The sequence below is a fragment of the Pseudomonas alkylphenolica genome (assembly GCF_000746525.1).
In the GTDB taxonomy this organism is placed as follows: Bacteria; Pseudomonadota; Gammaproteobacteria; order Pseudomonadales; family Pseudomonadaceae; genus Aquipseudomonas; species Aquipseudomonas alkylphenolica.
Genome location: NZ_CP009048.1, coordinates 4,163,357 through 4,176,016, shown reverse-complemented (window position 1 = coordinate 4,176,016; position 12,660 = coordinate 4,163,357). Strand labels below are relative to the sequence as shown.

The window sequence follows — 12,660 nt, the reverse complement described above, 5'->3', positions numbered from 1 at the left end:
CGGCCGACGCACCCTCGGAGCATGTTTGCCTGGAAGGGGAAATTCCTTGCCGTCGACGGCAAATCAATCCGTGAGACCGTGATAAGGCAAGGCTGGAACGACGACGTCCGGACAAGGGAGAAAGTCCATGAGTCAAGCACCTGAATCGGCAGGATCCGGGGTTCCCTCTGTAGCGTTTGAGCGCGCGCAGCTGCAAACCCTGCTGGATCTGATCAGTGACGGTATCTGGGATTGGAACGCCAATACCGGATACGTCTACCGCAATCCAGGCTGGTACCAGATGCTTGGCTATGCCAGCCACTCGCTAAATAACTCGGTGCTCACCTGGGAGAACGTCATCCATCCAGATGACTACCCGCGGGTGATGGAGCATTTTGAGGCCTATATCACCCAGCGCGCTGAACAGTATCGAGTGCAGTACCGCTGCAAATGTCAGGATGGCAGCTACCTGTGGATTGAAGACAGCGGCCATGTCATTGCGCGCAACCCGGATGGCTCTGTGGCGCGGATGCTTGGCGCCCATCGCAACATCGACGCCAGCAAGCGTTTGTTGCAGCAGCTGGAGCAGCAGAATCATTCACTCGAAGCGCTGGTCGCCGAGCGTACGCGTGAGCTGTCGTGGGTCAATCAGCAGTTGCAGCGTCAACTGGACGAGAATCGCGACCTGGCAGAACGTGATGCCCTGACCCTGATTGCCAACCGTTATCGCCTGGAAAAAGTCCTGCAGCAAGAATGCGAGCGCGCCCGGCGTTTTCGTCAGCCGCTGTCGCTGATCGTTATGGATCTGGACGACTTCAAGCCAATCAATGATCGATATGGTCACGCGCGGGGTGACAGTGCCCTGGTCGACCTGGTGGGGCGAATCAGGAGTTGCCTGCGTGAGTCGCAGCTGCTGGCGCGTTGGGGGGCGATGAGTTTGCTGTGGTACTGGTCGAAGCGTCACTTGACGATGCGCGCAGGCTGGCGATAACCATTCGCCAGGCGCTGGAGCAGGCGCCGCGAATCGGCGAGTGCCAATTGACCATGAGCTACGGCGTGGTACAGCGCCTGGACGGCGAGGATCAGGCGCAACTGCTGGCGCGTGCCGATCAAGCGTTGTATCGGGCAAAGGCGGCTGGCAAAGACCGGGTGGGCGAGTGATAAGCCCACTGCGGTGCACGCAGTAGGGTGAGGTATTCCGGTCTGTGATTACCAGTGTTGTGCCAGCGGCCGCGGCCCGTCGTGGGCGGGGAACAATGGCAGGACCTCTTCGCCAAGCTCTTGAATGATGTCTTGCGCAGGGCGTCGTGCCAGGTGGATGCCCAGCGCTGCGTGATTCACCCCGGCAGCGCGCCACTCACCGAGCAGTTCGATCAGGCCCTTGCGACCGGTTTTGAGCACATAGCCGCCATGCAGTGCGGTACGTGGGCAATTCGGGTTCTCGTCCAGGTCGATCCACTCGTTGGTCACATGGGGGCGAAAGCCCTGGTCCGGGATGTGGTTGCGCCAGGTGCGGATTTTATCTGCCAGTTGTCGCGGGCCGATGATGGTTTGTGTTGATTGCGGATAGGTCAGCCAGCCATCGGCATGTTCTCCCAGCCACTGCATTGATTGGCGCGAGGAACCTGTGACCAGTAATGGAATTTTGCCAGCGGCGGGCTTGGGCAGTAGCTGCGCTCCGTTCAGGTGGCCGAGCGGTGAGGCAATCGAATGCTCTCCCTCTTGCAGTAGCCGACGAAAATAGCTCACCGCTTCGGCAAAGCGTTCCCCACGTTCACTGTGTTCCAGGCCATACGCCGGAAACTCCACAGGACGGTCACCGGAGGCGATGCCCATGACCAGGCGTGCGCCAGACAGTTGATCGATGGTCGCAGCCGCTTTGGCCAGGTCGATCGGATGGCGCAGGGAAAAAATCGCACTGCCGGTGGCCAGGCTGATGCGTTGCGTCCTGGCGGCCAGATAGGCCAGGTAGGTGAAGGGGTCGAAGACTTGCCCCGCATCGCCGAAGAACGGATCGAACAACGGTACGTCTCTGACCCAGACAGCAGCGAACCCGAGTCGGTCGATCTCGCTGACAAGCTCGGCCTGTCCGGCCAGGATGCTCATATCACCTTGATAGAAGCGCAGAGGCAGAAAGATGCCCAGCGTCAGTTGATCAGGCGCGAACATCCGGTTGTAGCCAGGGTGCCTGGCAAAGGCGGGTGCGCTGGCGCCTCGGGTGATTGCGTGGTCGGTGCGTATCACAGTCTCGTTCATGCCGATTCTCTTTTGCGGTAGGTGTCAGGGGCCGGTCGCCGGTTGCGGCAGGCTGATGCCGCGTTGCACCGCGGGGCGCTGGCTGACACGGTCAAACCAGGTGCTCAGGTGGCTGAAAGCGTTGAAATCGAAATCGATGATGCGGGCGATGTGCATCCAGCCGAAGGTGGCAATGTCGGCGATGCTGTACTCCGGGCCGGCCAGCCAGTGGTTGTCTTTCAGGTGGCTGTCCAGCGTGGCGAAGGTGTCTTCGGTGAGGCGTCGAAAGCGTTCGATAACAGCTGTGTTTGGTGTGCTTTCGAATAGTTCGTAGTGCACCCGTTGACCCAGGATCGGTCCCATGCTCGATGTGTGAAACATCAACCACTTGATGGCCGACCAACGCATGAGCGGATTGCCTGGCAGCAGGCGGCCGGTTTTTTCCGCCAGGTACAGCAGGATGGCGGCAGACTCGAACAGCGTGATGCCTGTGTCTTCGTCGACCAGGACGGGAATGCGTCCATGGGGATTGAGCTTGAGGAACTGGGCACGACGGTGCTCGCCGTGCTCGATACGGACATGCCTGAGGGTGTAAGGCAGGCCCAGTTCCTCAAGGGCGATGGTGATCTTGAATCCGTTAGGAGAGCTATCGGTGTAGAGGATCAATTCAGGGCCATTCATCTTTCGCGTCCTGCGTGGCTAAAGCTGCTTTGTAGTTGAGGTCATGGCAACTATCCTAGTGGGGTGCGCTAGCCTTGAAAAACGATGATTTCTCTCTAGCGGATTTAGATTTTCTAAACTGAGGTGGGGCCTGTGGGAGCAGTTTTACCGTTGCTGGCGCTGCGTGCCTTTACCGAGACCGGACGCCTGGGCAGTTTGAAGGCGGCGGCCGAACGGCTGGGGGTCACGCCTGGCGCGGTTAGCCAACAGATACGTTTGCTGGAGGAGCGGGTGGGCGTTGCGCTGTTTGTGCGTGGGCATCATGGGGTGTATCTCACTGAAGCCGGTGCGCGGGTGCACGCCAGTTTGCTGCGCGGTTTTGACCTGATCGAAAAATCCTATTCAACGCTGGAAAGCCTGACCCTGGAAAAAAGCCTCACCATCAGCACGGTCCCTTCATTTGCTGCGGCCTGGTTGGTGCCAAGGATCGGTCGTTTCAGTGCCTTGCATCCACAGATCGAGGTACGGGTCGAGGCCTCGGCGGCGCTGGTGGACTTCAAGCGCGATCGAGTCGACGTGGCCCTGCGCCATGGTCTGGGCGCCTATCCGGGGCTGGAGTCGATCCGGCTGATGGCGCCGGTGTTGTTACCGGTAGCCCGCCCGGCGTTACTGGCCCAGGGACCGCTGATTGATGAGCCGGCCGATTGTCTCAAGTACCCCTTGTTGCAAGATTGCGATCGCGCCGACTGGATGCTCTGGTTGCAGGCCCATGGTGTTCAGGTGGGTGACGAGGGACGGCGCGGGATGAGCTTCGAAGATGACCTGCTGCTGCTACGTGCCGCAGCAGCTGGGCAGGGCATTGCCCTGGTCCAGGATACGCATGCGCAGGAGGATATCGACGCTGGAAAGCTGGTCGTGGCCCTGGATAAGCCCTGGCCCTCGCGATTTGCCTACTACCTGGTCAGTCGTCCCGAGACGGTGCAGCGTCCCGAGGTGCAGGCGTTCATTGATTGGATCAAGGCCGAAGCCGCCAACAGCTTGCCGGTACTTTGAGTCCTGCCAGGGGTGTCGGCCCGGGGCAAAAAAAGACCCGCTGCACTTGCGCACAGCGGGTCAAATCGGCCGCAGCCGCTTCAGTGTGTTACAGGTGCAGGGCGTGACCGAGTGCCCGCAAGGCCGCTTCCTGGACTGCCTCGCCGAGGGTCGGGTGGGCATGAATGGTGCCGGCCACATCTTCCAGGCAGGCGCCCATTTCCAGGGACTGGGCGAACGCCGTCGACAATTCCGAGACGCCGACGCCGACGGCTTGCCAACCGAGGATCAGGTGATTGTCGCGACGCGCGACCACGCGCACGAAACCGCTTTTTGATTCCAGGGTCATGGCCCGGCCGTTGGCGGCGAACGGGAACTGCGCAACGATGCAGTCCAGGCCTTCCTGTTCGACATGCTCCGGGGTCTTGCCGACCACCACCAGTTCCGGGTCGGTGAAGCACACTGCGGCAATGGCAGTGGGTTCGAATCGACGGGTTTTGCCGGCGATGATTTCCGCGACCATCTCGCCCTGGGCCATGGCCCGGTGGGCGAGCATCGGTTCACCGCTGAGGTCGCCGATGGCCCAGACATTGCGCATGCTGGTCTGGCAACGTTCGTCGATAGCGATCGCCGCGCCGTTCATCTTCAGCGCCAGGCTTTCCAGGTTGAAGCCTTGGGTGCGCGGTTTGCGACCCACGGCGACCAGGACCTGATCGGTGTCCAGTTGCAGCAATTCGCCGTCCGGGTTACGCACCTGCAGGCGCTGGCTGCCGGCATCAAAGCCTTCGACGCTGTGCTTGAGGTAAAGCTTGATGCCGAGCTTTTTGATCGACTCGGCTACCGGCGCGGTCAGCTCACTGTCATAGGTCGGCAAAATCCGCTCGCGGGCTTCGACCACGCTGACCTCGACGCCGAGTTTGCGGTAGGCAATACCCAGTTCCAGGCCAATGTAGCCACCGCCGACCACTGTCAGGTGCTTGGGCAGGGCTTTCGGCGCCAGGGCTTCGGTGGAAGAGATGACCGCGCCGCCGAGCGGCAGCATCGGCAATTCGACGCTGCTGGAACCGGTGGCCAGCAGCAAGTGCTCGCACTGGATGCGTTGGCCGTCGACTTCGACGCTCTTGCCGTCGAGGATCTTCGCCCAGCCATGGATCACCTTGACCCCGTGCTTTTTCAGCAGGGCGGCGACACCGCTGGTCAACCGGTCAACGATAGCGTCTTTCCAGGCCACGCTCTGGCCGATGTCCAGACTCGGTGCCGAGACCTTGATGCCCAGGTTCGACTGCTGGCTGTGCTGTCGGGTCTGGTGGAACTGCTCGGCGACATGGATCAGCGCCTTGGAGGGAATGCAGCCGATGTTCAGGCAGGTGCCGCCCAGGGCCTGGCCTTCGACCAGGACGGTGGGAATGCCCAGCTGGCCGGCGCGAATCGCCGCGACATAACCGCCAGGGCCGCCACCGATGATCAGCAGGGTGGTGTTGAGGGTCTGTTGCATGGTCACTCCACAAACAGGCTGGCAGGTTGTTCGAGCAGGCCGCGGATGGCCTGGATGAAGAGTGCCGCGTCCATCCCGTCGACCACCCGGTGATCGAACGAGCTGGACAGGTTCATCATCTTGCGAATGACGATCTGGCCGTTGATCACCATCGGCCGTTCGACCATGCGGTTGACGCCGACGATGGCCACTTCCGGGGTGTTGACCACCGGCGTGGAGACGATGCCGCCCAAGGCGCCGAGGCTGGTCAGGGTGATGGTCGAGCCCGACAGTTCTTCACGGCTGGCCTTATTGCCGCGCGCGGCATTGGCCAGGCGTACGATTTCGCCAGCGTTGCTCCACAGGCTGCCGGCTTCGGCATGGCGCAGCACCGGAACCATCAGGCCGTTGTCGCCCTGGGTGGCGATGCCGACATGCACCGCGCCGTGACGGGTGATGACCTGGGCTTCATCGTCGTAGGTGGCGTTGATCTGCGGGAACTCACGCAAGGCCACGACCATGGCGCGCACCAGGAACGGTAACAGGGTCAGCTTGCCGCGGCTGTCGCCCCACTTCTTGTTCAGGTGCAGGCGCAGTTCTTCCAGGGCGGTGACGTCAATCTCTTCGACGTAGCTGAAGTGCGCGACGCGGCGCTTGGCGTCCTGCATGCGCTGGGCGATTTTGCGGCGCAGGCCGATGACCGGGATCTGCTCGCTGTCGCTGCGCTTGGCGTAACCGCCCGGTGCGCTTTGTGTGCTCAGGGTCGGCTGGGTGAGGAAGGCATCCAGGTCTTCATGCAGGATGCGCCCGGCCGGGCCGCTGCCGTGTACGTAACGCAGTTCGATACCGGCATCCAGAGCGCGCTTGCGCACAGCCGGTGAGGCCAGAGGGCGCTCGTTGGCTTCGCGCGGAACGATCGGGGCGGGCTGGTGTGTGGAAGGGGCTGGTGAAGTGGGTTTGTTGGCCTCTTCGCGGGGCAAGCCCGCTCCCACAGCCGGTGCTGCAGCAGGCACTGGAGGTGCGGGTTCAGCTGGTTTGCTGGCGCTTTCCTGGAGGTTGCCCGCACCTTCGACTTCGATGCGGATCAGCTCGCTGCCCACCGCCATGACTTCACCGGGTTGCCCGCCCAGCGCCAGCACTTTGCCACTGACCGGCGAGGGGATTTCCACGGTGGCTTTGTCGGTCATGACATCGGCCACGACCTGGTCTTCGGTGACGGTGTCGCCGACTTTGACGAACCATTCCACCAGTTCAACTTGTGCGATGCCTTCACCGATATCCGGCATCTTGATGACGTGCGTGCCCATTCAGACCTCCATGACCCGTTTCAATGCCGCGCCCACACGTGAAGGGCCGGGGAAATACGCCCATTCCTGCGCGTGCGGGTAGGGGGTGTCCCAACCGGTGACGCGCTCGATCGGGGCTTCGAGGTGATGGAAGCAGTGCTCCTGAACCAGCGCGATCAGCTCGGCGCCGAATCCGCAGGTGCGGGTGGCTTCGTGGACGACCACGCAGCGGCCGGTCTTTTTCACCGAGGCGACGATGGTTTCCAGGTCCAGCGGCCACAGGCTGCGCAGGTCGATGACTTCGGCATCGACACCGGTTTCCTCGGCGGCCACTTGCGACACGTAAACCGTGGTGCCGTAGGTGAGCACGGTGACGTCATTGCCGGGACGGGTGATGGCAGCCTTGTCCAGCGGCACGGTGTAATAGCCGTCGGGTACAGCGCTGGCCGGGTGTTTCGACCACGGCGTTACCGGACGGTCGTGGTGGCCGTCGAACGGGCCGTTGTACAGGCGTTTGGGCTCGAGGAAGATCACCGGGTCGTCGTTTTCGATCGAGGCAATCAGCAGGCCTTTGGCGTCATACGGGTTGGACGGCATCACCGTGCGCAGGCCGCAGACCTGGGTGAACATCGCCTCGGGGCTCTGGCTGTGGGTCTGGCCGCCGTAGATGCCGCCGCCGCAGGGCATGCGCAAGGTCAGCGGGGCGACGAATTCGCCCGCCGAGCGGTAACGCAGTCGGGCCATCTCGGAGACGATCTGGTCGGAGGCCGGGTAGAAGTAGTCGGCGAACTGAATCTCGACCACCGGACGCAGGCCGTACGCGCCCATGCCGACGGCGGTACCGACGATGCCGCTTTCGGAGATCGGCGCATCGAAGACCCGTGATTTGCCGTACTTGGTCTGCAGGCCTTCGGTGCAGCGGAACACGCCGCCGAAGTAGCCAACGTCCTGGCCATAGACGACCACGTTGTCATCGCGCTCAAGCATGATGTCCATGGCCGAGCGCAGGGCCTGGATCATGGTCATGGTGGTAGTCGCCATGGCGGTTTCCAACTGAATAGTGGTGGTGTGATCGTTCATGTCAGATCCCCAGTTCCTGGCGCTGCCGGCGCAGGTGCTCCGGCATCTCCTTGTAGACATCCTCGAACATGGACGCTGGGCTTGGCATCTGGCCGCCGGCCAGGGTGCCGTACTGCTCGGCTTCTTTCTGTGCCTTGATGATCTCGGCCTCAAGCTCGGCGGTAACCGCCTGGTGCTCTTCCTCGGACCAGTGGCCGATGGCGATCAGGTGCTGCTTGAGGCGGGCGATCGGGTCGCCAAGCGGGAAGTGGCTCCAGTCGTCGGCGGGGCGGTACTTGGACGGATCGTCCGAAGTCGAGTGCGGGCCGGCACGGTAGGTGACCCATTCGATCAGGCTCGGGCCCAGACCACGGCGGGCGCGTTCGGCGGCCCAGCGCGAGGCGGCGTAGACGGCGATGAAGTCGTTGCCGTCGACCCGAAGTGAAGCGATGCCGCAACCGACGCCACGACCGGCGAAGGTGGTCGATTCACCCCCGGCGATCGCCTGGAAGGTGGAAATCGCCCACTGGTTGTTGACCACGTTGAGGATCACCGGCGCGCGGTATACGTGGGCGAAGGTCAGGGCGGTGTGGAAGTCGGATTCGGCGGTGGCGCCGTCACCGATCCAGGCCGAGGCGATCTTGGTATCGCCTTTGATCGCCGAGGCCATGGCCCAGCCGACAGCCTGGACGAACTGGGTCGCGAGGTTGCCGCTGATGGTGAAGAAGCCGGCTTCACGTACCGAGTACATGATCGGCAACTGGCGGCCCTTGAGCGGGTCACGCTCGTTGGACAGCAGCTGGCAGATCATCTCCACCAGCGACACGTCGCGGGCCATGAGAATGCTTTGCTGGCGGTAGGTGGGGAAGCACATGTCCGTGCGGTTCAGGGCCATGGCCTGGCCGCTGCCGATGGCTTCCTCGCCCAGGCTCTGCATATAGAAGGACATTTTCTTCTGGCGCTGGGCGACCACCATGCGGCTGTCGAACAACCGGGTTTTGAGCATGGTGCGCATGCCTTGGCGCAGGACATCGGGACCGATGTCCTCGGCCCATGGGCCCAGGGCATTGCCTTTATCGTCCAGTACGCGGATCAGGCTATAGGCGATATCCGCGGTATCGGCGGCTTCTACATCGACGGGAGGTTTACGGACCTTGCCGGCATCGTTCAGACGCAGGTAGGAAAAATCAGTCTGGCAGCCTGGCCGGCCGGTAGGCTCGGGCACATGCAGACGCAGGGGGGCGTACTCGTTCATGCTTTTTTACGCTCGCTCTGTCTTGTGTTTTTGTTGAGCTTTGAAGCGGTCGCTGCTGAAACCCCGGCTTGTGACCAGGGAGTCAGTCTTGTCCTACATGATATTCGGGCGCCTGAAGAATATTTCTCTCAAGTTCATTGCCTTTGTTCGGGCTTGCGGATAAACATTCTTTATAAAGACAAAAAACAGGTGAAATTTTCTCATGCGCAAACTGGATCGCACCGACATCGGTATTCTCAACAGCCTTCAGGAAAACGCCCGGATCACCAACGCCGAGCTGGCGCGCTCGGTCAACCTGTCGCCGACGCCCTGCTTCAACCGGGTTAAAGCCATGGAGGAGCTGGGCGTGATACGCCAGCAGGTGACCTTGCTGGCCCCGGAAGTACTGGGGCTGGACGTCAATGTGTTCATTCATGTCAGCCTCGAAAAGCAGGTGGAGCAATCCCTGCACCGCTTTGAAGAAGAAATCGCCGAGCGCCCGGAGGTCATGGAGTGCTACCTGATGACCGGGGACCCGGATTACCTGTTGCGGGTGTTGCTGCCGAGCATCCAGGCGCTGGAACGTTTTCTTGATTACCTCACGCGTTTGCCCGGCGTGGCCAACATCCGCTCCAGCTTTGCCTTGAAGCAGGTGCGCTACAAGACGGCCCTGCCGTTGCCGGCCAATGGCATGACCTTGCCGGGCTGACCGGTAGAAGCATCGCGGGGCAAGCCCGCTCCCACCGGGACAGTGAACAACCTGTGGGAGCGGGCTTGCCCCGCGATGAGGCCTGTAGAAAATTTCGATCATGCCCAGTCTGGGTGCTTGAAATTCCGAACGCCTGGTGCCTATGTTGTAGCTATCGCCTTTCACGGCATGCGAAAACAATAAGGATAGTGTCATGACGACCAGTGGCCAGTGTGCGCTCGCGGAGCGATTGAGCGGCATTGATGAGATCGAGTGCGTTACGCCGGACCTCAATGGCGTGCCGCGCGGCAAAGTAATGACTGCCGCGGGATTTCTCGAAGGCCGGCGTTTGCAGATGGCCCGTGGGGTGCTGCTGCAATGCATCATGGGTGGCTATCCGCCAGCGCGCTTCTACGGTAGCGACGATGGCGACCTGGCCCTGGTAGCCGATGCTCAGCAGATCCACCGTCTGCCCTGGAGCGACGAGCCGCGTGCCCTGGCGATTTGTGATGCGGTCGAACTGAGCGGTGCAAGCTCAGGCCTTTCCACGCGTGGTTTGCTCAAGGCGGTGATTGCGCGTTACGCAGCCCGCGGCCTGGCACCGGTGGTGGCGACCGAGCTTGAGTTTTTTGTCTTCGCGCCCAACACCGACCCGCACCAGCCGTTCCTGCCGCCACTGGGCAAGGATGGTCGTCGCGAAGAGGGGCATTCGGCGTTCAGCGTCAGCTCCAACAATGGCCTGCGCCCGTTCTTCAGCGAGGTCTATCGCTGCATGGAAGCCTTGGGCTTGCCGCGCGACACCTTCATGCATGAAATGGGTGTCAGCCAGTTCGAGATCAACCTGCTGCACGGCGATCCTTTGTTGTTGGCCGACCAGACCCTGCTGTTCAAGCATTTGCTCAAAGAGGTTGCGCTCAAGCATGGCCTGACCGTGGTGTGCATGGCCAAACCCCTGGCGCACACGCCGGGCAGTTCCATGCATATTCACCAGAGCCTGGTAGAGATCAACGGCGGCCGCAATGTGTTCAGCGACGCCGACGGCAAGCCGACCGCGACCTTCCGTCATTTCATCGGTGGCTTGCAGGCCTGCATGGCGGATTTCACTGCGCTATTTGCGCCGAACGTCAATTCCTATCAGCGCCTGTGCCACCCTTACGCCTCGCCCAACAATGCCTGCTGGTCAGAAGACAATCGCGCTGCCGGCCTGCGTATTCCGGCCAGTTCGCCGGTGGCGCGGCGGGTCGAGAACCGTTTGCCCGGTGCGGACACTAACCCCTATCTGGCTATCGCCGCCAGCCTTGCCGCCGGTCTGTATGGTATCGAGCAGCAGTTGGAACCTGCGCCGGCGATCCAGGGTGAGTTCGAGGTGCCGGAGCATTTGAGCCTGCCATGTACCTTGCATGCGGCGCTTGAGCGTCTGAAGCACAGTGCGCTTGCGCGGGAGTTGTTCGGTACCGAGTTCATCGAAGGCTACCTCGCCACCAAGACCCTGGAGCTGACCAGTTTCTTCGATGAAATCACCCCGTGGGAGCGTCGCGTGCTGGCGGCTCAGGCCTAGTGTTTTTTTAGTCCCCAGACCTGCAGCACGGTTATTTTCACTTATGCTTTCAAGCAGTTTTTCCACCTGCTCAAGGGGCCGTTCGGGACGCTGATGCGACAGATCTGGAAGTCTTTTCGCGCGCTGTATTTTGCTGCGCTGATGATGTTGATTGGTTCCGGCTTGTTGAGTACTTACCTGGCCTTGCGCCTGGCTGCCGATCATGTCGACAGCCTCTGGGTCGGTGCGCTCATGGCGGCCAACTATTTCGGTCTGGCCCTGGGCGGCAAGATCGGTCACCGCCTGATTGCCCGGGTTGGCCATATCCGGGCCTATGCCACCTGTGCCGGGATCGTCGGTGCGGCGGTGCTCGGGCATGGCCTGGTCAGTTGGTTGCCGGCCTGGGTGGTGCTGCGGGTGATCGTCGGTCTGGGGATGATGTGCCAGTACATGGTCATCGAAAGCTGGCTCAACGAGCAGGCCGATGCCAAACAGCGTGGAGCGGTGTTCAGCGGCTATATGATTGCCTCCTACCTGGGCCTGGTGCTGGGGCAGTTGATACTGGTCGCGCATCCGCAGCTGGGGCCGGAACTGTTGATGCTGGTGGCCATGTGTTTTGCCTTGTGCCTGGTGCCGGTGGCAATGACCCGGCGCATTCACCCGGCACCGTTGCATCCGGCGCCGATGGAGCCGCGCTTCTTTATCAAGCGGGTGCCACAGTCTTTGAGCACGGTGCTGGGATCGGGGCTGATCGTCGGCTCCTTCTATGGCCTGGCACCGTTGTATGCGGCCAAGCAAGGGCTGAGCACCGAGTACATCGGTCTGTTCATGGGCTGCTGCATCTTTGCCGGCCTGCTGGTGCAGTGGCCGTTGGGCTGGCTGTCGGATCGCTATGATCGCGCGGTCTTGATCCGTAGCGTAGCCGTGGGCCTGGCGATTGCCGCGTTGCCCCTGGCGATCATGCCGACGGTGCCGCTGGTTGTCTTGTTCGCTGCCGGCTTTGCCGTGTCGTTGCTGCAGTTCTGTCTGTATCCCCTGGCGGTGGCTTTTTCCAACGACCATGTGGAAAGCGAGCGGCGAGTTTCGCTGACTGCCATGCTGTTGGTGACCTACGGTGTCGGCGCCAGTATCGGGCCGCTGGTGGCGGGGGTGCTGATGAAGGTTTTCGGCACGCAGATGCTGTATGCCTTCTTTGTGTTCTTTGCCCTGGTGCTGGTCTGGCGGATTCGGCCGAAGGCGGTCACCGGTCTGCACCAGGTCGACGATGCGCCGCTCAATCACGTGGCCATGCCGGCGGCGGGTTCGCCCTTGTCAGCCGCACTCGATCCGCGGGTTGATGAGCAGAGCGTGCAGGATCAGATGCAGGCGCCGGTGGCGGCTGAGGATACAGAGGGGGAAGAAGGGGGTGATGCTGGTGAGGTGGCTGAGAAGCCGGCGTCGGTGTGAATGTCATCGCGGGGCAAGCCCGCTCCCACA

The 12,660-nt window shown here is 61.8% G+C and carries 10 protein-coding genes and 1 pseudogene; 5 read left to right on the top strand and 6 right to left on the bottom strand.

Annotated features, from left to right (window positions below; translation table 11 throughout):
* Positions 1-127: 127 nt before the first annotated feature.
* A pseudogene (locus PSAKL28_RS19100) lies at positions 128-1,140 on the top strand (diguanylate cyclase domain-containing protein).
* A 48-nt stretch (positions 1,141-1,188) separates the two neighbouring features.
* Here PSAKL28_RS19100 and PSAKL28_RS19095 read toward each other — a convergent pair.
* Both PSAKL28_RS19095 and PSAKL28_RS19090 read right to left on the bottom strand, forming a co-directional pair.
* Positions 1,189-2,235, bottom strand: coding sequence for an LLM class oxidoreductase (locus PSAKL28_RS19095; protein ID WP_038613442.1), 1,047 nt, complete (start codon positions 2,233-2,235; stop codon positions 1,189-1,191).
* A 24-nt stretch (positions 2,236-2,259) separates the two neighbouring features.
* Positions 2,260-2,895, bottom strand: coding sequence for a glutathione S-transferase family protein (locus tag PSAKL28_RS19090; protein WP_038613441.1), 636 nt, complete (start codon positions 2,893-2,895; stop codon positions 2,260-2,262).
* A 132-nt stretch (positions 2,896-3,027) separates the two neighbouring features.
* On the opposite strand from PSAKL28_RS19090, the gene PSAKL28_RS19085 reads away from it, so the two are divergent.
* Positions 3,028-3,927 carry a LysR substrate-binding domain-containing protein gene (locus PSAKL28_RS19085; protein ID WP_038613440.1) on the top strand — a complete coding sequence of 300 codons (900 nt, stop codon included), beginning with the start codon at positions 3,028-3,030 and terminating at the stop codon, positions 3,925-3,927.
* Between the two features lie 88 nt (positions 3,928-4,015).
* Here PSAKL28_RS19085 and lpdA read toward each other — a convergent pair whose 3' ends face one another.
* The 4 genes from lpdA to PSAKL28_RS19065 are packed head-to-tail and all read right to left on the bottom strand — an operon-like array spanning position 4,016 to position 8,980.
* Positions 4,016-5,401: a dihydrolipoyl dehydrogenase gene (lpdA, locus tag PSAKL28_RS19080; protein WP_038613439.1), complete on the bottom strand. Its 1,386-nt coding sequence runs from the start codon at positions 5,399-5,401 to the stop codon at positions 4,016-4,018.
* 2 nt (positions 5,402-5,403) lie between these two features.
* The gene (locus PSAKL28_RS19075; RefSeq protein ID WP_038613437.1) at positions 5,404-6,687 is read right to left on the bottom strand and encodes a dihydrolipoamide acetyltransferase family protein; all 1,284 of its coding nucleotides are present in this window, start codon (positions 6,685-6,687) and stop codon (positions 5,404-5,406) included.
* The gene (locus PSAKL28_RS19070; protein ID WP_038613435.1) at positions 6,688-7,746 is read right to left on the bottom strand and encodes an alpha-ketoacid dehydrogenase subunit beta; all 1,059 of its coding nucleotides are present in this window, start codon (positions 7,744-7,746) and stop codon (positions 6,688-6,690) included.
* A 1-nt stretch (position 7,747) separates the two neighbouring features.
* On the bottom strand, positions 7,748-8,980 hold the full coding sequence (locus PSAKL28_RS19065) for a 3-methyl-2-oxobutanoate dehydrogenase (2-methylpropanoyl-transferring) subunit alpha (RefSeq protein WP_038613433.1): 1,233 nt from the start codon (positions 8,978-8,980) through the stop codon (positions 7,748-7,750).
* A gap of 202 nt (positions 8,981-9,182) precedes the next feature.
* Between PSAKL28_RS19065 and bkdR the strand changes: the two genes are divergently transcribed.
* The 3 genes from bkdR to PSAKL28_RS19050 all read left to right on the top strand — a co-directional run bounded on the left by bkdR (position 9,183) and on the right by PSAKL28_RS19050 (position 12,630).
* Positions 9,183-9,668, top strand: coding sequence for a Bkd operon transcriptional regulator BkdR (gene bkdR / locus PSAKL28_RS19060; RefSeq protein ID WP_038613431.1), 486 nt, complete (start codon positions 9,183-9,185; stop codon positions 9,666-9,668).
* Between the two features lie 295 nt (positions 9,669-9,963).
* The gene (locus PSAKL28_RS19055; protein WP_167335149.1) at positions 9,964-11,205 is read left to right on the top strand and encodes a glutamine synthetase family protein; all 1,242 of its coding nucleotides are present in this window, start codon (positions 9,964-9,966) and stop codon (positions 11,203-11,205) included.
* A 93-nt stretch (positions 11,206-11,298) separates the two neighbouring features.
* A complete protein-coding gene (locus PSAKL28_RS19050) occupies positions 11,299-12,630 on the top strand; it encodes an MFS transporter (RefSeq protein ID WP_038613427.1) in 1,332 nt (443 codons plus the stop codon).
* The last annotated feature ends 30 nt before the right edge of the window (positions 12,631-12,660 follow it).